Below are 21,562 nucleotides of genomic sequence, written 5' to 3' on the forward strand. Positions count from 1 at the left end.
TTTGTTAAAACGATTCTGTTAGAAAAATCATAAACAAAATACCAATAATAAACGCATATGTCGATGTCCGTTCATTTCCGTCGCCATGGCTTTCGGGAATAAGCTCTTTGTAAATAATAAACAGCATGGCTCCGGCGGCAAACGCCAATCCGTACGGGACTAAACCACGGAAGAGGGAAGTTAAATAAAAACCGAGCAGCGATGTGACGATTTCGACCGCCCCCGTTAATGTGGCAATCAGAAAGGCTTTGAAGCGGCTGATGTGCTGATTGACTAAAAACAAGGCGACTAAAAATCCTTCCGGCGCATTTTGCAAGCCGATGGCCAACGCGATCAAATTGCCAGTCGTCTCGGCATCGGATGCATAGCTGACTCCCACCGATAATCCTTCAGGAAGGTTGTGCAACGTAATGGCAGCGATGATGAGCATCGCTTTTTCGTCAAATGGCAAACCGCTTTTTGTATGCCCTAAATCGATATGGGGAACAGTCATCTCGAGCAACGTTAAAATGAGCACGCCAGCCGAAAGGCCGATCGTAAGTGCCCCAAAGCCGCCGATCCGCAGCGCCTCCGGAATAAGGCTCATCATAGACGCCGCCATCATAATGCCGGCGGAAAATGCCAACAGCACGTCACGCCAACGGTGGGTGAGTGATTTGGCTAAAAACAAAATCGGCACAGCGCCAAGCCCTGTCGATAAGGCAGAAAGCACACTGCCGGCTAACACTTGGTTCATTCGATCCCCCCTCATCTTCCTTTACTTTTTCATATGCGCGAATAATAGAAATGTGACAATCGCCCAAGCGCCGCCATATAATAAATTATCATAACGAAATGAACAGACGGTGGCGAGCAAAATGCATAGGCAGCCGGCAAAAACGGTTGCCTGTCTGTTCGCCGTTTCGGTATAATGCAGGTAAGAAACGGTCAATTGTAAAGGGTTGGATGCTATGGAACAGAAAGAGCAGGCGCTTGAGCAATCATTGAAACTGTTTATCGTACTGTCACGGGCATATCGGTCCGTCAGCGACCAAGTAAACAAATCGATCCACTCGTTCGGAGTGAATCCGACGGAGTTTGCGGTGTTAGAACTGCTATACCATAAAGGCGACCAGCCGCTTCAGCAAATCGGCGAAAAAATTTTGCTCGCCAGCGGCAGCATCACTTACGTTGTCGACAAACTGGAAAACAAAGGGTTGATCGTCCGCCGGGCCTGTGAACGGGACCGGCGCGTCACGTATGCATCGATTACGGAAGAAGGCCGGCGGTTCATTGAGCGCGTCTTTCCGGAACATGCAGAAAAAATTCATGAAACGGTATCAGCGCTTACGGCGGAGGAAAAAGAGCAAGCGATCGCCTTGCTGAAAAAATTAGGATACGGAGCGAAAAACGCCCAGCCAAACAGAGACTGACCATTCGTCGGTCTCTTTAATTTTTGCCGAAAATGGACACGTTATTTAAAGAAAACAACATTAGAAAAAGGAGAGATCGTCATGATGATTCCGGTTGGGGTGTCGAATCGCCATATTCATTTATCGAAAGAACATATGGCGGCGCTGTTCGGGGAAGGCGCCGAGCTGACAGTGCTCAAGCCGCTGTCCCAGCCCGGCCAGTTTGCCGCTAAGGAAACGGTAACGGTGGAAGGACCGAAAGGGAAAATCGAAAATGTCCGCGTCCTTGGCCCGGTCCGTTCGCTCACCCAGCTTGAAATCTCGAAAACGGACAGCTTCAAGCTTGGTGTTGCGCCGCCTGTCCGCTTATCTGGCGATATTGAAGGAACGCCGGGCATTACGATTCACGGGCCGAACGGGACGGTGACGGTGGACAAGGGGGTCATCATTGCCAAGCGCCACATTCATATGACGCCGAAAGATGCGGAAACGTTTGGCGTCCGCGACAGGCAAGTCGTGAAAGTGAAAACGCAAGGGGAGCGCGCCCTCATTTTTGACGAAGTGATCGTCCGCGTCAGCGAAGACTTTGCGTTAGATATGCACATTGACACCGATGAAGCGAACGCGGCCGGTTTAAAAACGGGCGATTATGTGGAGTTGCTCCCGTCGTGAAATCATCCGCAGCAATGGGAGACAAGGCGCCCTCTCGTTCGTCCCGAGCGGGCGCCTCCCGTTAACGCGGGCGCTTCTTCTCTGATTGATCTAGGGTGCCGACCAGATGAAACGGCGCATCACGCCGAATGGCATCAATGACGCCGCCGCTGATTTCTTGATGGGTGAGCCAGCGCGAACCGTATTCTTCTACGACAAAACCGAGCTGAACTTGCCGATAAAGGCAAGCGACAGGCAAACAGAGTTCCGATTTCGCCTCGGCTGGATCGGCGCGGCTGCCGAGCACGTGAAACAACCGCCAAGGGCCGGGATGTCCGCTATTTTTTTTGATGACAGTGGACAGCGCCTGGTTTCCGTCTGTATGCACCCACGCAATGATTAGAGCAAACGTTCCGTTTTTTTGGACGGCCCGGGAAATTAGGGAACAAAGCGCTTCTTGATCGCGATAGTCAACAAGAAGCGGATTGATGGATGCCATTTGTCCAGCGCGGTCGATGAGCTGCTTCATCCGTCCGTAGCGGCGGGCGATGACGGACACATCATATCCTTCCCGCACAAGCCAAAGCGACACATCAGCCAACATGCCTGTCCCGCCGATGACAAGGGCGTGCATGGCGCGTCTCCTTTCAAATTAATCCAGTGGTCCTTTCAAATAATGATCAAACCAACCGACGATTTGGCGAAGCCGTTCGAGGCGAAGTGCCGGGTTGCCGGTGCGCGACAAATCGTGATTGGCATCGGGGAAGCGGACAAGTTTCGTTTCCCGCCCGAGTTGTTTCAATGCGATAAACAACTGTTCCGCCTGCTCGATCGGGCAGCGATAGTCATGCTCGCTATGCAAAATTAAGAGCGGCGTGCGCACATGTTGGACGTATTTGAGCGGCGAATGATGCCAAAGCCGCTCGGCGTCTTCCCAGACGTCGCACCCAACTTCCCATTTCGTGAAAAAGTAGCCGATGTCGCTCACGCCGGCGAAGCTGAGCCAGTTGGAAATCGAGCGCTGGGTGACGGCGGCCCGGAAGCGGTCGGTGTGCCCGACGATCCAGTTCGTCATAAATCCGCCGTAGCTGCCGCCGGTAACGCCAAGACGTGTCTCGTCAATAAAGGCGAACTGCTTGATGGCGGCGTCGACGCCGGCCATAATGTCTTCATAATCCATGCCGCCGTAATCGCCGCGCACTGCATTGACAAACGGTTGGCCGTATCCATGGCTTCCGCGCGGATTCGTAAACAGCACAGCATAGCCGGAAGAAGCGAGCAGCTGAAATTCATGGAAAAACGTAAATCCGTACATTGTATGCGGGCCGCCATGAATTTCGACGATAAGCGGTGCTTTTTCTCCGCCGCCAAGCCCGGGCGGCTTCATGACCCAACCTTGAATGTCCGAACCGTCTGTTGATTGGTAGGTAAACGGTTCGGCATCAGCGAGCGCGACTTCGTTCTCGAGCGCTTCATTGACCGTGGTGAGCCGCGTTTTTGCGCCGCTTTCAAGTGAGATGGCATATAAATCCCCAATCACTGTCGGCTCGCTAATCGCGGCAACGGCCTGCTGTTCGTTCGGATGGATGGCGAGGCCGTATACATGGAAGTCCCCTTCGATGATCGGAACGACGGGTCCGTCAAGCGGGATGAAAAATACGTTGACGCGTCCGCGCTCCGAGGCGGTGACGTATACACCGGTTCCGTCATGTTTCCAAACCGGGCCTGGGCCTTTTGCATCGGCGTGTGTATCGCCGACCATCGCATCGCCGAGATGAACGTCCCAATCGGCGGTCAGCACCCGCTTCGTTTGACGTTCTAGTTCAAAGACGTAGAGACGGTGAATGGTCGCTCCGAGATAAGCGAGATCATGGCCGATGGCCGCGAGCTTCATTCCGTCCGGCGACCAGGCGAGCGAGGCGAATGTGCCGCATCCGTTCGTCAAGTTCGTTTCTGTTTTTTTCTCGAGATCGAGCAAAATGATGTCGCGCGTAAACATGGTGTCAGGATCATTGTTCCGATTGGCGACAAAGGCGAGCGTCTGCCCGTTTGGCGAAACGGCAAATGAGCCGATTTCTTCCTCGAGGTTTGTCAACGCTTCCGCTTTTCCTGACGTTGCATCGATGCGCACGAGCACCGCCTGTTTGCCGTCAAGAAAACCCGATGCGTCTGATTTGTAGTAGAGCCGCTCCACCACGCGCGGTTTCAGGTCAGCCGGCTTCGTTTCCTTTTTTTCCGGCTCTTCCCGGTCGTCGATCGTTTCGTTGTCGCCAAGCGTTGTCAAAGCGATGAGAAACGCCCCGTCCGGCGTCCAAACGTAATCGCGCACCCCGTTTTTGAAAAACGTCAGCTGGCGCGCTTCGCCGCCGTCAGCCGGCAACAGCCAAAGCTGTGTGCGCCCGGAGCGGTCGGACAAAAACGCGATCGTTTTGCTGTCCGGGGAAAAGCGCGGCCTCGTGTCGCGCCAGCGGCCGAACGTCCACTGGCGGACGGCGCCGCCTTCGGTCCATATGTATAGATGGGAACGGTATTGTTTTTCCTCATCGATCGATTTTTGCACGAACACGCCGCGCGTTCCGTCCGGCGCGTAGTGCGGATCGCGCACCGAGCGGAGGCGAAGCAGATCTTCTACAGTCATGCCGCGGTGTTTCAGCGGTTGTCCATTGTTCATGAGCGACCTCCTCTTTCCATAAAGTAAAGTTAGGATAGTATCTTATTTCGTGTTTCGAAAGAAAAATCCTGCCGGCAATAAAAAAAAAGAACGTCCCGTTGAAGGACGTTCGGTGTTCGTTACGCTGATAATTTTTCTTTTTCGTTTGTTTGCTGCGCCGCTTTTTTCACTTGCGGGTAGAAGATCACGCCGCTGGCCAGCAAGGCGACGCCGAGCAGGAACGTTTTCATGTCCGCTGTGCCAGCGATGACGACCCAGACGGAGTAGACGGTCGCCAAAGCAGCGATCACGCCGTCAGCCAGCCGTCCGTGCGCTGCCCCATACGTTTCCCCGGTGAGCACGAGTTTCAGCTGGAAGACAGAGGCGATCAAATACGGAACGAGATAGGCGAGCGTAGCGATGTAAATGACAAAGTCGAACGCTGCCGCCATCGAATGGGAAATGGTCGAGAAAATGAACAGCTGGGCCAATGCATTCGATAGCGTCAACGAGAAGCTTGGCACGTTTTTCTTGTTTTCTTTCAAAAAGGCCGGCAGAAACAGCCCTTGTTTCGCCGCCTGGTACGGCACTTCTGCGCTCAACAAAATCCAGCCGAGCGTCGAACCGAGCAAGCTGATGAGACCAAGACCAGCAAGCACGTAGCCGCCGCCCGGGCCGACGATGGCGACAATGGCATCAACGAGCGGCTTCTCCGATTGAATGAGCTTGTCTTGCGGCAAGACGCCCATTACCAAAAAGCTGATGCCAATATAAATGGCCAAAGCGATCAAAAGACCGGCGATCGTCGCCCGCTTCACATCCGCCTGTTTGCGCGCCCGCGAAGCGAACACCATCGCCGATTCAACACCGACAAACGCCCAAAGCGTCGCTAACGCGGCGTTGTTAATTTGTCCAAGCAGGCCGAGCGGCTGTCCGTCTCCGTCATAACGCGGGGCATCAAGCGGACCGACGATCGCTCTGTCAAAAGCGAATAAGGCAATGACAATAAACAGGAAAAAGCCGAGCACTTTCGCCGCTGTCGCCGCGAAATTCAACTTGCCGGCATCTTCTACGCCGCGCAAAATAATGGCGTGCATCACCCAAAGAAGCGCCGTGCAGACGAGAAAGGTAAGCAAATTCCCAAGCTTTAGCGTAAACGAGCCCATCGTGAGAACGGTTTTGTCGCTCGTTAATACAGGGAAAAATGTCGACAAGTAGCTCGCAAACGTCGTGATGATGGCGACATTGCCGGCAAAGTTGCCGACCCAATAGCCCCACGACGACATAAAACCGGATAAAATCGACAAGTTCGAACCTTTCGGGAACAGCTCTTTCGCATAAATTTGCGGCCCGCCGCCCAAGTTCGGCTTGCGGATCGCCAAGTTGCCAAACACAAGCGCCGTCATTAACACGCCGACGCCGGTCAATAGCCAGGCGAACATGACGCCAATCGGGTTCGCCGCCTCTGCCAATGAGCGCGGCAGCATAAAAATGCCGGATCCGACCATATTGCCAACGACTAACGCCGTTAACACCCAAAATCCGAGTTGCCGGTTGTTATTCAAGATGGAAAACTCCTTTCTTCACCAAAGATAAACAATAAAAAAGCACCCTTATCGTTTCAACGGGTGCATGACACATCCGCATCCAACTGAATGCGATAGCGCTCCATCGCCCTAGAACGATGGCAGTCCTGCGTCTGTTCGGCCGCAGGCCCAGCTTGCGCCGCCGGAGCGCGCCGCAAACTTCGGCGATGAATCCTTTCATTCCGCTTCATCAGCGCTCCGGCCTCAGCGAAACTACTTTTACCCATCGCAACCTCTATCCCATTGAAGTGGAGAGGGGGATATCGTTGCCGACATTATCTTACCCGATTCGACAAAAAACGTCAATATATTTTTCTGAAATAAGGTTAAGCGTGTAGGTCTTCCGTCTGTTGCCGCGACCTCCGGGCGTGCGAAAAAAATTGGCGATCGTTATGTTTTTGGAGAAAATAACGTAGCATTTGGACGGCGACAGCATAGTTGCCTCACTTCTGAAACATGCAATAAAATGGAATTATATTCAGAAAGTTGGCAATGAGAAGGATTTTTGCGACAAACGGCGAATAAGCAATTGGTTGAAGCAAAAGAAGAAATTGCCGCCGTGTTTGGCGAAAAAATAAAGAAAGAAGGGATTGGCTTGAAATTTTCCGCATTTCATTATGAGCGGCCCGACATGGATCAGCTGCAGGCATCGTTTCAGGAGGCGCTCGATGCGTTCCGCCGCGCCGGGAGCGCTGCCGGGCAGCACGAGGCGATGAAACGGGTCAACGAACTGCGCCGCCGCTACAGCACGATGGCGAACCTTTGTCATATCCGCCATACGATCGATACAAACGATGAGTTCTATAAGAAAGAACAAGACTTTTTTGATGAAACGGAACCGGTCGTCAAAGGGCTCATCAACGATTATTACCGCGCCCTTGTCGAGTCGCCGTTTCGCGCTGAGCTCGAAAAAACGTGGGGCGCGCAGCTGTTTGCCTTAGCGGAAACGCAGCTGAAAACGTACGCTCCGGCAGTGATGGAAGACTTGCAAAAAGAAAACAAGCTGGCGAGCGAATATACGAAGCTCATCGCATCGGCAAAAATCATGTTTGAAGGCGAAGAGCGGACGCTTGCCCAGCTGCAGCCGTTCGTCGAATCGCCGGATCGCTCGATGCGCAAACGGGCGAGCGAAGCAAGGTTTTCGTTTTTCACCGATCATGAAAAAGAGCTTGATGAGCTGTACGATGAGCTCGTCCATGTCCGCACGGCGATCGCCGAGAAGCTGGGGTTCAAAAATTTTGTCGAGCTCGGTTATGCCCGTTTAGGACGGACCGATTACAATGCCGAGATGGTTGCCAACTTCCGCCGGCAAGTGAAAACGCACATCGTCCCGCTCGCCGCCAAGCTGCGCGAGCGCCAGCGGCAGCGGATTCAGGTCGACCGGCTTACGTATTATGATGAGCCGTTCATGTTCCCAAGCGGCAACCCGGCGCCAAAAGGGGACGCCGCTTGGATCGTCGACAACGGCCGGCGCATGTATGAAGAGCTGTCGCCGGAAACGGGCGCGTTTTTCCGCTATATGGTCGAACATGAACTGATGGACCTCGTCGCCAAAAAAGGGAAAGCGAGCGGCGGCTATTGCACGTATATTGACGACTACCAGGCGCCGTTTATTTTCTCGAACTTTACCGGAACGTCCGGCGACATTGACGTATTGACCCATGAAGCGGGACATGCGTTCCAAGTGTACGAAAGCCGTCATTACGATATCCCAGAATACAATTGGCCGACGCTTGAGGCGTGCGAAATCCATTCGATGAGCATGGAATTTTTCACATGGCCGTGGATGGAGCTGTTTTTCGCCGAAGACGCCGACAAATACCGGTTCTCCCATTTGAGCGACGCGCTCTTGTTTTTGCCGTACGGCGTCGCCGTCGATGAATTCCAACACGCCGTCTACGAGCGCCCGGACATGACGCCGGCCGAGCGGAAGAAAACATGGCGTGACATTGAGAACGTGTATTTGCCGACAAGGGATTACGACGGCCACGATTACCTTGAACGGGGCGGCTTTTGGCAGCGGCAAGGGCATATTTACACCGACCCGTTTTATTACATTGACTACACGCTTGCGCAAGTGTGCGCGTTCCAGTTTTGGAAGCGGGCGCAAGACGACCGGGCTGCGGCGTGGCGCGACTATGTGGCGCTTTGCCGATTGGGCGGCAGCCGGCCGTTTACCGAGCTCGTCCAATGCGCCAACCTCCAGTCGTCGTTTGCCGACGGGGCGGTCGCTTCAGTCGCCGGCCATATCGAACGGTGGCTGGACAGTGTCGATGACAAAGCGTTGTGAATGAAAGAGGTGGAACGGCATCGTTTCACCTTCTTTCTTCAAGACGGAGAAGCACTCATTGCACTAGGGGGGAAGAACGATGATCCGGAAAGCAGCTTTCAGCGATGCGCCGGCGATTGCTGCTGTCCATGTGGACAGTTGGAAGACAACGTACCGCGGCATCGTGCCGGACGCGTACTTGGAGACGTTGGCAGTGGAAGAAAAACAAGCGTTATGGGAGAAGGGGCTCAGCCAAGCGGACCATTCCGTGTTTGTCGCCGAGGAACACGGGCGCGTCGTTGGATTCATCTCCGGCGGACGAAACCGGGCGAGCGACGGCCCAGCGGCCCGATATGACGGGGAGCTGTACGCGGTGTATTTGCTCAAAGAGGCCCAAGGAAAAGGATGGGGACGGCGGCTTGTGCAAGCCTTGGCCCGCGACTTGGCGCAAAAAGGCATTCATTCGCTCGTCGTCTGGGTGCTTGCCGCCAATCCGTCGCGCGGTTTCTACGAACGGCTTGGCGGTGAAAAACTGGCCGAGGAAAGGGTGGAAATCGGCGGAACAGTGTTATCGGAGTGGTGCTACGGCTGGCAAGACATTCAAACGATGAACTAGGAAGGGGCTGCCGAACCGTCGGCAGCTTAAAAAACGTATTTTGTGAGTGATTACTCACTTTACAAAAAGATTTATCTTCATTATACTGTAAATGAGTGATTACTCACTGCCGTGTAAAAGGGGAGAAAAACAATGACCGCCAATCCATGTATTCAAGTCGAGCGTGTTTCCAAGCGGTTTAGAAAAAAAGTGGTCATCGACGATGTGTCGTTGGATGTTCGCGCGGGAGAAATTTTCGGTCTGCTCGGCCCGTCGGGAGCCGGCAAGACGACGTTGGTGCGCATGATCGCCGGCATTGATCAAGCGAGCGAAGGCGCGATTCGTGTGCTGGGCGTGAACATGCCTGATCTTGGCGCCATGAAGCGGATTGGCTTTATGGCGCAGTCGGATGCCTTGTACGGAGAATTGACCGCGCTCGAGAACATGCAATTTTTTGCTTCGATTTATGGGTTGCGAGGGAAAAAACAAAAAGAACGGATCGATAACATGCTCGCGCTCGTCAACTTGACGGATGACCGGAAAAAGCCGGTGCACCAATACTCGGGCGGGATGAAGCGGCGGCTGTCGCTGGCGATCGCCTTGCTTCATGAACCGAACGTGCTCATTTTGGATGAGCCGACGGTCGGCATCGATCCGGTGCTGCGTCAATCGATTTGGGCGGAACTCGAGCGGATTCGCCGGCGCGGCACAACCGTTGTCGTCACGACCCATGTGATGGATGAAGCGGAAAAGTGCGGGCGGCTTGGCATGATTCGCGAAGGTCGGTTGATCGCCGTCGGCCGCCCGGATGAGTTGAAACAAAAAGCAGGCGCGGAAACGATTGAACAAGCGTTTTTGGCGTTTGGAGGTGTCCGGCGATGAGAGTGTTGGCGATGGTTGTCCGCATCATCCGCCAGTTTTTCCGCGACAAGCGCACGCTGGCGCTCATGATTGTCGCCCCGATGTTCGTCTTGTTGTTAATGGATTTAGTATTCAACGGGGAGGAATACAAACCAGCCATTGCCGTCAGCGACAATGTGCCTGAGGCGGTTGTTGATAAGTTAAAAGAAGCGGGAGCGAACGTGAACGAGCTGTCAGCAAAACAAGCGCAAAAGCAGCTGGACGGCCAAGATATTGACGCATGGCTTGACATGGGCGGAAGCGCTCCGCACCTTACGCTGGAAGGAAGCGACCCGACGGCCAATCAGGCGGTGATGGCCGCGGTGCAGCAGGCGTTTCAGTCCATGGCGCCCAAGCCCCCGTTTCAGTTGAAAACAACGTATTGGCACGGGTCAAGCGACATGGCGTCGTTTGATTATTTCGGCCCGGTGCTCATCGGCTTTTTCATCTTCTTTTTCGTCTTTTTGATCGCCGGGGTATCGTTTTTGCGTGAACGGACGAATGGGACGCTCGAGCGGTTGATGGCGACGCCGCTCAGGCGCTGGGAAATGGTCGCCGGCTACATGGTCGGGTTCGGGCTGTTTACGACGATTCAAGCAAGCTTAATTTCATGGTTTGCTATTGATGTGCTCGACATGATGATGGAGGGTTCGTTCGGGTATGTGCTGCTCATTACGTTTTTGCTGGCGATGACGGCGCTGGCGCTCGGGATGCTGCTGTCGGCGTTTGCCAACAACGAGCTGCAAATGATGCAGTTTATCCCGCTTGTCGTCGTGCCGCAAGTGTTTTTTTCCGGCTTGTTCAACCTTGACACGATGGAAGAATGGCTGCGTTCGCTGAGCGTCGTCATGCCGCTCAACTACGGGGCGGATGCGCTGCGCGATATTATGGTGCGCGGAGAGGGGTGGAGCGCTATCGCTGTTGACGTATACGTGCTGCTTGGTTTCACGCTGCTGTTTATGGTACTAAATGTAGTAACGCTGAAAAAATATCGCAAGCTGTAAGGGGTAGAGCAATGAGCGAGCATTCATGGATTCAGGAATTGCTGCAAATCGGCGGCAAGGACGGGAAGTTCAGTGAAAAACAGCTGAAAATTTTGGAAGCGGCGGTGGAAATGTTTGCTGAAAAAGGCTATGCGGCGACTTCCACGAGTGAAATCGCCAAAAAGGCCGGGGTGGCGGAAGGGACGATCTTCCGCCACTATAAGACGAAAAAAGACTTATTGTTGGCGATCGTCACGCCGACATTGTTTCAGTCCGTCGCCCCGTTTTTGGCGAAAGAGTTTGTTCGCGAAGTGTTTGACAACGAATATGAGACGTACGAACAGTTTTTGCGCGCGGTGCTCGCTAACCGCTACGCGTTTGTGAAAACGTATTTGCCGGCGATTCGCGTGCTCTGGCAGGAGCTGGCCTTTCATTCCGAGATCAAACAGTGCTTTCAACGCGTGTTTGTCGAGCATGTGTATCCGAAATTCGCCCGCATTGTCCGCCACTTTCAAGAGAAAGGGGAGTTGGCCGAGCTGCCGGTCGATTCGGTCATCCGCTTGACGATCACATCGCTCGCCGGCTTTTTGGCCGCCCGCTTTCTCCTTTTGCCTGACCACAACTGGGACGATGAGGCGGAAATGGAACGGACGATCCGCGTGTTGATGAACGGTCTGCGGCGCTAACCGGCCGGCTTCCGCGCAGGAGCCGGCCTAGTTGTTTTCTTTTTTTACATTCACCCACCGTCCCGAAGCGCCGACAACGCTTGATCAATCGGTGTCCTCGATGACTGTTGAAGATACGGGATGTTCTGGTGCATCACATCCGCCAACAACCGTCCTGCCTTCCGTTACTAACACTTGTATACAGTTTTTACACAGTTCAACACTGATATTTGCAAAATTTACGTAAAGGAAATGTAATCAAAAAAGGGAAAAAGGACATAGCGACCGGGAAGGAAAATAGTCAGTCTTTTTATCGATATGAACATTTGTTTTTTTTGTACTTTTTTCATTTTGCTGATTTCCTCCTATGATCAAACTCCTTTTTTGCTGCTGCTGCCGTTTTCCCCCTTTACCTCGACTTTATACTCCATTAAAAAAAAGTTCCTATAATCAGTCGTGTATGGAACATCTTTCATAGCTGGGAGGGAACGAGAAATGAAAGAGGAGAATGTTGTCAATGAACTGATGAAACGGTTGAATGAGGAGGTGCTGAACAAACGCATAGACCGCCGCACTCTTTTGCACAGCGCCGGCAAAATCGCGGGCCTGTCTCTCGGGATGGCGATCGCTCAGTCTTTAGGAGGATTTGACGTTCATGCGGCCCCGAAATTCGCCGATTATCCGTTTCAGCTTGGCGTTGCTTCTGGCGATCCGTTAGCAGACAGTGTCGTCTTATGGACAAGACTGGCTCCGGATCCGCTGAACGGCGGCGGAATGCCCCCGCATCTCGTTCCTGTTCATTGGGAAGTGGCGGCCGATGAACATTTTCGGCATGTTATCCGCCGCGGCACCGAAATGGCTTCGCCTCGTCTTGGACACTCTGTTCACGTCGAGGTGAACGGCTTAAAGCCCAACACGGTCTATTACTACCGTTTTAAATGCGGAAATGAGATGAGCCCGGTCGGCAGAACAAAGACGATTCCTGCACCGGGGGCTGAGGTGCAGGAAATGCTATTTGCCTTTGCCTCGTGCCAGCAGTTTGAGCACGGGTATTACACAGCGTACAAACATATGGCAAGAGAAAACCTCGATCTCGTTTTTCATCTCGGCGACTACATTTACGAATATGGACCGAACGAATACGTATCTTTTACCGGCAATGTGCGCACCCATAACAGCCCGGAAATTATCACCGTTGAAGATTACCGCAACCGCTATGCGTTGTACCGGTCTGACGCAGACTTGCGGGCGGCGCATGCGGCCTTTCCGTGGGTCGTGACGTGGGATGACCATGAGGTCGAAAACAACTACGCCAATGTGATCCCAGAGGATGGACAGTCTGTGGAAGCGTTCATTCACCGCCGCGCGGCGGCATACCAAGCGTATTATGAACATATGCCGCTTCGGAAATCGTCGCTTCCGCACGCAGAACATATGCGTCTGTACCGCTCATTTGCCTATGGCGACTTAGCTAGTTTCTATGTTTTAGATACGCGCCAATACCGCGATGATCAGGCAAACGGAGATGGGACAAAGGCGCATTCGCCGGAATCGCTCGACCCAAACCGAACCCTTCTTGGGGCTGAGCAGGAGCAATGGCTGCTCGATCACCTCGGCCGTTCAAAAACAAAATGGAATGTCTTGGCCCAGCAAGTGTTTTTTGCCCAGCGAAACTTTGGGACAAGCCTAGCGCCTAAATACAGCATGGATGCTTGGGATGGATATCCGGCGGCCCGTCAGCGCATTACTGAGTTTGTGGTGCAAAACAAGATGAAGAACTTGATTGTATTGACTGGCGATGTCCATGCGAATTGGGCGTCCAACTTGGCGACAGACTATGATGATCCGGATGCGCTGATCTTTGGCGCGGAGTTCATCGGCACGTCTATCACGTCCGGCGGAAACGGTTCAGATTGGCGGGCGGATACAGAGCGAGTTTTGGCGCAAAATCCACATCTTCGCTTTTTTAATAATTATCGGGGATATGTCCGCTGTCGGGTCACTCCGGAGCAGTGGCGCGCTGACTACCGGGTTATTCCGTACGTCACCGAACCTGGGGCCGATATTTGGACGAGAGCATCGCTCGTGTATGAGAAAGATGGGCGGGGAATCCGGGAAATTTCGTCTACATCATTGCCGATCGGCGCTAAAATGTCTAGCGAGGTGGAAGAAGACCGCCACCGCGCCCATGCGCGCGCCAGAGAAAAGCAAAAAGAAAAGAAAAAAGGAAAAATCGCAAACTGAAGCAACGAGTATGGGCATTCGTCCCGCTGTTTGGGCCGAATGCCTCGTTTTCTCCTAAGGGGCGAGCATAGATGTTGAGCAATATCGGGATTCTTGGATTCACTCTCCTTTTGATTTTTTGCCTTGCTCATCTTCGGCCCTTTGAAATTGCCGGAAATTGGGCAGACGTTAGGTGAATTTCAGAGTGCCACACGCGACTTTGCCTCTAACGAAACAAAAGGAGGAACAGGGCCTTTGAAAAAGGTGAATGGATCAAAGAAGCGGGCGGCGGTCACCCGCTTCTTTATATTTTCATACACCGCTCGCCTTCCGTCTTTCGTTTGAATACCGGCATTCACTTTTTATCCAGCCCCGCATACATTGTCAACGTTTTGATTTCAACCTTCGCAAATGATTATGAGTCATGTTTCTCCACATATGAAAAGTGTTTGCATTTTCTGGACGTTGCCTATTGTCTGTTCGTTCCACGTTTTGCAATGGAAATGACCGATAGAAAACGTTTTCTGAATTTTGTTGACGAGGAAATGAGACAAGTGATATCATTTCAATAGAATGATGTTTTATTAGTTAAGTAAACAAATTATTTAAGGAAGGGGGCGGCCCATAAATCTTGACCATGTCTAGACGGTTTTATCACTCTAGGATGATCAAAACGAAAAAAGGGGGGACGATTAATTATTACTTGGTTTGCAGCGTTGGTGGGGCCGATGTCCGTTCCGATGATTTTAGGGTTGCTTCCGCAGTTTAAGCACAGTGATGGGAAGATAGCGATTGCTTCCATTATTGGGGGAGTTTTCGGATTTGTCGTTACACAGACAACAGATTGGGTCCCTGCCGATATGGAAACAGCGTTTCCACTTTTCGTTACGTTGCTTGTCTTTATCGTTGGGGGAGTGCTCAATAAGAAACGTGGAGGAAGTGTGCCCCCTGCTGTCGATGAACTGTTAATGTATTTAGGTAAGGAAGAACGGAAATAATATCTTTTGGAAAGCGGAGAGCCCATGTTCTCCTGTTAAACGATCAGGGACATTTGTTTTCCTATCTTTTGCGTGCTAGGTTCTTTGAATGTTACGAAAAAACTATTGACGACTGGACTGTGCCGTGATAGGCTAAATACACGGGGTAAATTTATTAGTTTACTGAACTAATTAAATAGTTAGTGAAGGAATTTAGTTTGTGCATCGGTGTAAGGGGTTTCAAAAAGGAGTTTTTGGACACTAGGGAGGGGCTGCTATGAGTCAAGTAACAAAAATGGAGACGAGGGCTACAACGTCTGGTGAAAACAAGGTACGGCCGTTTGGAATTAGGGACCAGATCGGTTACTTGTTTGGTGATTTCGGCAATGACTTTTTCTTCATTCTTGTCGCTTCATTTTTGATGGTTTATTATACGGATGTGTTTGGGTTGAACGCAGCGCTGGTGGGGACACTCTTTTTAATCGCTAGGCTGTGGGATGCGGTCGCTGATGTGGCGTGGGGCCGGTTTATTGACACGAGAAACCCGAGCAAACATGGGAAGTTTAAGCCTTGGATTTTCCGGATGTCGTTGCCGCTTGTCATTTCCGGTGTGCTTATGTTTGTCTATATTCCTGGCATGACGACGGGATTTTATGAGGCGTATGCTTTTGTGACATACCTCCTTTGGGGGACGCTGTATAGCACGGTCAACATTCCATACGGCTCGATGGCGTCAGTCATTACGAGCGATCCGGTTGAGCGCACATCGTTGTCCACGTTCCGGACGATGGGGGCGATGTTGGCGGGACTCATTATTAACACGGTTGGTCCGCTCATTTTATTTGTCAATAACGAGGCGAACGCCAATCGCTTTTTCCTCGCTGCGGTCATTTTCGGAATTTTGTCGCTTGCCTGCTATATGGCGTGCTACAAGTTATCAACGGAACGGATCGTCTTACAAGAATCGGAAAGCACGAAACTGAATTTAAGCAAAACGTTAAAAGGATTGCTAAAAAACAAGCCGCTCATTTGGATTTTAATTGCTTCGCTCACGTTTATGGTTTGCTTTATGTTAATCGGAGCTGTAAACGTCTATTTATTTAAAGACTATTTTGGAAGCGCTAAATCGCTGAGCCTTGTCGGGCTGTTGCAGTCGGTTGCCGTATTTGTCGCCATGCCATTTGTGAAACCGCTTGTAGCGAAGTTTGGGAAAAAGGAAACGGCGGCAGCGGGGTTGTTGCTGGCTGCTGCAGTGTACATTCTGCTTTACTTTTTGCCGCAATTGACGGCCATGCAATTTATCGCTCTTTTAACTGTAGCGATGTTCGGGTACGGATTTTTCAACTTAGTGATTTGGGCGTTTGTTACGGACGTTATTGACTATCACGAATATTTGACCGGTTTGCGCGAAGATGGAACCGTTTACTCGATTTACTCGTTTTCCCGCAAAGTCGGCCAGGCGGTCGCCGGCGGTTTGGGCGGATGGGCGATTGCGGCGGTCGGGTATAATGCCGGGTTGAAAGAACAGACAGAAAGCACTCTTCACGGCATTTACATGTTAGGGACCCTAGTGCCTGGATTGACCTTGTTGGTCATTGCCCTTATTTTAATCTTCTTGTATCCATTAAATAAGGAGCGGGCAACCCAATTGGCGATTGAACTTGAGGAAAAACGGAAAGCGAAATGATAAAAACGGTTGATTGGATATCCCCCTTCTGGACAAGCTGTCCATTGAAGGGGGATGTTTTTTGGGCAAAGAAACCTTCGTTTCAAAGCGAAGTAAAATGAACTTGCTTTGAGCAAAGGGGAACGTAGAATCCCTCGCTTCAACTGCCGATCAGAGGGGGAGAGGGTCAAGGCTCATACGGCAAGTTCACGATCGGAACGTCCAAAAAGTGGGTGATGGCGAGCGCACAGGCGCCTAAAATGCACGCTTTTTTTCCAATGGAAGAGAGCGATAGTTCCCGGTAATGGCTGATTGAAGAGCGCAAGTGCTGCTGAATATGCCCGAGAGCGTCCGGATGCATGCCGAGCAGCCGGCTGTTGAGCACGACGACTTCGGGATTGTAAAGGTTAATAATATTGTTAATGCCGACCGCTAAGTAATAAATGAACTGTTCCATGATGCGTTCCGTTTCTTCATCGCCTTCGGCCAACAGTTTTTGAATATACTCGTACGTGACGTATTTGACTTGTTTGCATTTGGCCAAAGACTCAAATACACACGATTCGGAAGCGTATTTTTCCCAGCATCCTTTATTGCCGCAGTTGCACAGTCTGCCGTCGGGGACAACGATCATATGGCCCGCTTCGCCGGCAAACCCGTCATGCCCTTGAAAAAACTCGTTGTTAATGATCATGCCAAGGCCGATGCCGGAATAAAGGGTGACGCATAATAAGTTATTCGTTTGATGGTGGATAAATACCCGCTCAGCCAAGGCGGAGAGATTAGCGTTGTTTTCAAGGAAAATTGGAATATCTTGCCCGATTTCGTTTTCCAAGTCTTTTTTTAAGTTGAGATGATGCCAACGGAAACGCGGCACAAAATGGATTGACTCCCTTTTAGAAACGAGACCGTGAATAGCGATGGCAATGCCGACAATGCCGTAGCGGCTCGGTTTGTATTCCTCGATATACGCGCGAATATGGTGGGCAAGTAGGCGAACGATCTCTTGATATTCCGGCGTCTCGAGCGTGACCGTTTTGGACGATACCGGTTTGCCGAGAAGGTCGGTGACGGTGAAGGAAATTTCGCCATAGTCTAAGTCAATGCCGATGGCATAGCCGGCTTGAGCGTTCAAGGAAAGCATAATCGGCTTTCGGCCGACGCTGCTATGCTCATGCTCGATTTCACGAAGAAGTCCTTCTTCTAATAAATCCGCCACTTGTGCGGAAATGGTTGCCCGCGTTAAGGAGGTTGCCTTCGACAAATCGGCCCGCGAAATCATTCGCTCGTTGACGATCGTTTGAATGATCAAGGAGCGGTTCATTTTTTTTATATAGGCTGCATCTCCGGTCACCATGAATGAAAGTCCTCCGTTCCCGGCCGCGTGAACACGTTAGAAAAGAGTGGCGATAGACAGAATGAATGGTTGTAATCGCTCCGATGGCGGCCAATAGTGTTGTCTGAAGAATAGGCTATCATATTAGAAAGAAATCGACAAGAATCCATCAGTTATTCGTTGACGAAATGAACAAAAAGTGATATCGTTAAAGTGAATTAATTAGTTAAGTAAACAAATTAAATAGGAAGAGTCTATTCTTTTTTTACTTGCTTTTGAAAGTGTTTGCAAAAACGGGTAGGGGAGATGAAGGGAAACGTATGAAGACGTTTTTAGATGACCATTTTTTGCTTGAGACAAATACAGCCGTCCGGCTTTATGAAGAAGCGGCGAGACACTTGCCGATTTTTGATTTTCACTGCCACTTGGACCCGAAAGAAATATGGGAAAACAAGCCATATGATAATATCACGCAACTTTGGCTCGGCGGAGACCATTATAAATGGCGGGCGATGCGCATGCATGGAGTGGGCGAGAAGTTCATCACCGGCGATGCGAGCGATTGGGAAAAGTTTCTCGCCTGGGCTGAAACAGTGCCCCATTTGATCGGCAACCCGCTTTATCATTGGACCCATATGGAACTGAAGATGTTTTTTGGGATTGAAAAGCCGCTAAACCCAAAAACAGCAAAAGAGATTTACGAAGAATGCAACGAAAAGCTGCAACAGCCGGAGTTTCGACCGCGGGCGCTCATCCGGCGGGCAAATGTCGCTTTTATTGGCACAACGGATGATCCGCTATCGACGCTTGAGTTTCATCGCCGGCTTCGGGATGATGAGTCGTTTCAAACGATCATTGCGCCGACGTTCCGTCCGGATCAGGCGCTGTTTATTGAACGCCCGTCGTTTACGGATTGGCTGAGGAAGCTGTCGGAAGCATCGGGCATCGCGATTGACTCGTTTTCTGATTTTTTGGCGGCTCTCAAGCAACGGATCGATGAGTTTCATGAACACGGTGGCCGGGCGTCAGACCACGATATTCCGAAAATGGAGTATGTCGCTGTTACGGAATCAGAAGCGGCGGCGATTTTTCAAAAACGGGTGAACGGCGGGGCGCTTTCCGCTGCGGAGCTCGTTGCTTATCGGTCGTTCTTGCTTACGGAGTTAGGAAAAATGTACGCCGAAAAACAATGGGTGATGCAGCTGCACATCGGGGCGATGCGCAACAACAATACGAAAATGAATCGGCTTCTTGGCCCGGACGCCGGATTTGATTCGATCGGGGAAACGAATATAGCCGAAGGACTGTCGCGTTTTCTTGACGCCCTTGACCGGGAAGACGCGCTGCCGCGAACCGTATTGTTTAACTTGAATCCGAAAGACAATGCTGTGATTGCTGGGATGATGGGAAACTTTTATGAAGAGGGCGTGCCGGGAAAAATCCAATTCGGTTCGGCATGGTGGTTTAATGACCATATCGATGGAATGGAAAAGCAAATGCGCGATTTGGCGAATGTCGGAGTGCTCAGCCATTTTATCGGGATGTTGACAGATTCGCGCAGTTTTCTTTCTTACGCCCGCCATGATTATTTCCGCCGCATTCTTTGCAATCTTCTTGGCGACTGGGTGGAAAAAGGGCTTGTCCATAACGATATCGATTTTCTTGTCCAGATGGTGAAAAATATAGGCTACTACAATGCCGAAAGTTATTTTTTGCAACGCTAAGCGGCTTTTCCGATGGTGGATCCCCCTTCCTGCTCTGCCATGCTGGAGTGGGGAGCAAAAATAAATGACGGCTAAGGAGTGGAGAGAGAATGCTGTATCCAATTGTGACTGAAACGCGCCATATCATCGACTTAAACGGTGTTTGGAACTTTAAGCTCGATTCAGGAAACGGGTTTGAAGAAAACTGGCAACGCGCGCCATTAACCGATCCGCAGCCGATGGCGGTGCCGGCGTCGTTTAATGACCTCGGTGTGACTTCTGATATTCGCAACCATGTCGGCTGGGTTTGGTACGAGCGGGAGTTTGTCGTTCCGTCGAGCTTATTGTCAGAGCGGGTCGTGTTACGGTTCGGTTCGGCGACACATGTGGCAAACGTTTATGTGAACGGCCAATTGGTTGTCGAACATAAAGGGAGGGTTTTTGCCGTTTGAAGCGGAAATCAATTCGTATATTCAACCAGGGAAAAACCGTCTGACCGTAGCAGTGAACAATGTGATCGACTCGTCGACATTGCCGGTCGGCCTTTATCAAGAAAAGGAAGTAAAAGGACTTGGCACGGTGGTGCGCAACAATCCGAACTTTGACTTTTTCAATTATGCAGGGCTGCACCGACCGGTGAAAATTTATACGACACCGCATGTTTACGTGCAAGATGTGACGATCGTAACCGATGTCGCCGGTTCGACAGGAACTGTCCGTTACGCGGTGGAACAGATTGGCGAGGCGGATGTGCGCGCAGCTGTCATTGATGAGTCAGGAAACGAAGTGGCGAAAGGGGAAGGGGCGGCAGCCGAGCTGACCATTCCGGACGTCCGTTTATGGGAACCGCTGAATGCGTATTTGTATACACTGCGCATTGAACTTGTGAAAGATGGAAAAACGGTGGACGTTTATGAACAACCGTTTGGGGTTCGAACGGTAGAAGTAAAAGACGGCCAATTTTTGATTAACGGAAAGCCGTTTTATTTCAAAGGATTCGGAAAACATGAAGATACCCCAATTCACGGAAGAGGATTCAATGAAGCGGCGAACGTGCTTGACTTCAACTTGATGAAATGGATCGGGGCCAACTCGTTCCGCACAGCCCATTATCCGTATTCGGAAGAACTGATGCGGCTTGCTGACCGCGAAGGGTTCGTCGTCGTCGATGAAACGCCGGCTGTCGGTCTCCATTTGAATTTCTATGCGCTTTTATCCGGCTCGGAGCGGAAAAACAACACATGGGAATTGCTTCAAACGTTTGAACATCATAAGCAAGTGATCAAAGAGCTGATCGCCCGCGACAAGAATCACCCGTCGGTCGTGATGTGGTCGATCGCCAACGAGCCGGCTTCAGAGGAAGAAGGGGCTTACGAATATTTCCAACCGCTTGTTGAGCTGGCGAAACAGCTTGACCCGCAAAAGCGGCCGGTGACAATTGTCGTCCACCTTGGGGCCACCCCGGAAACGGACCGCGTCGCTGAGCTCGTTGACGTGATTGCCTTAAACCGTTACTACGGCTGGTATATCGACAGCGGCGATTTGGAAGTGGCAAAAGTAAAGCTGCGCGAAGAGCTGGCCGGTTGGACTGAGCGCTGCCCGGGCAAACCGATCCTCATGACTGAATACGGCGCCGATACCGTCGCCGGATTGCATGACGTCGACCCGGTCATGTTTACGGAAGAATTCCAAGTTGCCTTTTTACAAGCGAATCACCAAGTGTTTGATGAGTTTTCCAACTTCATCGGCGAACATGTATGGAATTTTGCTGATTTTGCGACAAGCCAAGGCATTATACGGGTGCAAGGAAACAAAAAAGGGATTTTCACCCGCGAGCGCAAACCAAAATATGCTGCTCATGAACTGCGCCGCCGCTGGATGTCTATTCCAGACTTCTACTATAAATGGTAAAATAAAAAGTGAAGATGGCAGACGAAACGCCAGCGCATCCTAATTGGACGGCCCGC

17 protein-coding genes, 1 pseudogene and 1 riboswitch are annotated in these 21,562 nt (G+C 51.4%); of the genes and pseudogenes, 13 read left to right on the forward strand and 5 right to left on the reverse strand.

The window, feature by feature from the left end; all coding sequences use genetic code 11:
* Positions 1–4: 4 nt before the first annotated feature.
* Entirely contained in the window at positions 5–736 is a 732-nt protein-coding gene (locus M493_RS04450) for a ZIP family metal transporter (RefSeq protein ID WP_020959091.1), read from the reverse strand.
* A gap of 214 nt (positions 737–950) precedes the next feature.
* Here M493_RS04450 and M493_RS04455 point away from each other — a divergent pair, with 214 nt between their 5' ends.
* Together M493_RS04455 and M493_RS04460 are read left to right on the forward strand one after the other, a co-directional pair.
* On the forward strand, positions 951–1,412 hold the full coding sequence (locus tag M493_RS04455; protein ID WP_020959092.1) for a MarR family winged helix-turn-helix transcriptional regulator: 462 nt from the start codon (positions 951–953) through the stop codon (positions 1,410–1,412).
* 81 nt (positions 1,413–1,493) lie between these two features.
* Complete coding sequence (locus tag M493_RS04460; protein ID WP_020959093.1) at positions 1,494–2,063, forward strand: phosphate propanoyltransferase; 570 nt, start codon at positions 1,494–1,496, stop codon at positions 2,061–2,063.
* Between the two features lie 61 nt (positions 2,064–2,124).
* Here M493_RS04460 and M493_RS04465 read toward each other — a convergent pair whose 3' ends face one another.
* From M493_RS04465 to M493_RS04475, 3 genes are all read right to left on the reverse strand, one after another.
* Positions 2,125–2,676 carry a short-chain dehydrogenase gene (locus tag M493_RS04465; protein WP_020959094.1) on the reverse strand — a complete coding sequence of 184 codons (552 nt, stop codon included), beginning with the start codon at positions 2,674–2,676 and terminating at the stop codon, positions 2,125–2,127.
* An 18-nt stretch (positions 2,677–2,694) separates the two neighbouring features.
* On the reverse strand, positions 2,695–4,713 hold the full coding sequence (locus M493_RS04470) for an alpha/beta hydrolase family protein (RefSeq protein ID WP_020959095.1): 2,019 nt from the start codon (positions 4,711–4,713) through the stop codon (positions 2,695–2,697).
* Between the two features lie 119 nt (positions 4,714–4,832).
* Entirely contained in the window at positions 4,833–6,257 is a 1,425-nt protein-coding gene (locus tag M493_RS04475; protein ID WP_020959096.1) for an amino acid permease, read from the reverse strand.
* Positions 6,258–6,345: 88 nt separating this feature from the next.
* A riboswitch (Lysine riboswitch) is annotated at positions 6,346–6,524 on the reverse strand.
* Positions 6,525–6,873: 349 nt separating this feature from the next.
* On the opposite strand from M493_RS04475, the gene M493_RS04480 reads away from it, so the two are divergent.
* The 9 genes from M493_RS04480 (at position 6,874) to M493_RS04515 (ending at position 16,577) form a co-directional block, all read left to right on the forward strand.
* Positions 6,874–8,568, forward strand: coding sequence for a M3 family oligoendopeptidase (locus M493_RS04480; protein ID WP_041267860.1), 1,695 nt, complete (start codon positions 6,874–6,876; stop codon positions 8,566–8,568).
* A 79-nt stretch (positions 8,569–8,647) separates the two neighbouring features.
* On the forward strand, positions 8,648–9,163 hold the full coding sequence (locus tag M493_RS04485; RefSeq protein WP_020959098.1) for a GNAT family N-acetyltransferase: 516 nt from the start codon (positions 8,648–8,650) through the stop codon (positions 9,161–9,163).
* 132 nt (positions 9,164–9,295) lie between these two features.
* Entirely contained in the window at positions 9,296–10,024 is a 729-nt protein-coding gene (locus tag M493_RS04490) for an ABC transporter ATP-binding protein (protein WP_020959099.1), read from the forward strand.
* A complete protein-coding gene (locus tag M493_RS04495; RefSeq protein WP_020959100.1) occupies positions 10,021–11,046 on the forward strand; it encodes an ABC transporter permease in 1,026 nt (341 codons plus the stop codon). The genes M493_RS04490 and M493_RS04495 overlap by 4 nt, the downstream gene beginning before the upstream one ends.
* A gap of 11 nt (positions 11,047–11,057) precedes the next feature.
* Positions 11,058–11,711, forward strand: a complete 654-nt coding sequence (locus tag M493_RS04500) for a TetR/AcrR family transcriptional regulator (protein ID WP_020959101.1) — start codon at positions 11,058–11,060, stop codon at positions 11,709–11,711.
* A 474-nt stretch (positions 11,712–12,185) separates the two neighbouring features.
* Complete coding sequence (locus M493_RS04505; protein WP_020959103.1) at positions 12,186–13,934, forward strand: alkaline phosphatase D family protein; 1,749 nt, start codon at positions 12,186–12,188, stop codon at positions 13,932–13,934.
* Between the two features lie 123 nt (positions 13,935–14,057).
* A complete protein-coding gene (locus M493_RS19075; RefSeq protein ID WP_071990871.1) occupies positions 14,058–14,258 on the forward strand; it encodes a twin-arginine translocase TatA/TatE family subunit in 201 nt (66 codons plus the stop codon).
* A gap of 383 nt (positions 14,259–14,641) precedes the next feature.
* The gene (locus M493_RS04510; protein ID WP_148294923.1) at positions 14,642–14,911 is read left to right on the forward strand and encodes a hypothetical protein; all 270 of its coding nucleotides are present in this window, start codon (positions 14,642–14,644) and stop codon (positions 14,909–14,911) included.
* A gap of 256 nt (positions 14,912–15,167) precedes the next feature.
* Entirely contained in the window at positions 15,168–16,577 is a 1,410-nt protein-coding gene (locus tag M493_RS04515; RefSeq protein WP_020959106.1) for an MFS transporter, read from the forward strand.
* 166 nt (positions 16,578–16,743) lie between these two features.
* Here M493_RS04515 and M493_RS04520 read toward each other — a convergent pair whose 3' ends face one another.
* The gene (locus M493_RS04520; protein ID WP_020959107.1) at positions 16,744–17,913 is read right to left on the reverse strand and encodes an ROK family transcriptional regulator; all 1,170 of its coding nucleotides are present in this window, start codon (positions 17,911–17,913) and stop codon (positions 16,744–16,746) included.
* Between the two features lie 299 nt (positions 17,914–18,212).
* Here M493_RS04520 and uxaC point away from each other — a divergent pair, with 299 nt between their 5' ends.
* Together uxaC and uidA are read left to right on the forward strand one after the other, a co-directional pair.
* A complete protein-coding gene (gene uxaC, locus M493_RS04525; protein ID WP_020959108.1) occupies positions 18,213–19,616 on the forward strand; it encodes a glucuronate isomerase in 1,404 nt (467 codons plus the stop codon).
* Positions 19,617–19,705: 89 nt separating this feature from the next.
* Positions 19,706–21,506: pseudogene (uidA, locus tag M493_RS04530) on the forward strand (beta-glucuronidase).
* The last annotated feature ends 56 nt before the right edge of the window (positions 21,507–21,562 follow it).

Origin of the sequence: Geobacillus genomosp. 3, from assembly GCF_000445995.2 — a bacterium.
Taxonomy (GTDB): Bacteria; Bacillota; Bacilli; order Bacillales; family Anoxybacillaceae; genus Geobacillus.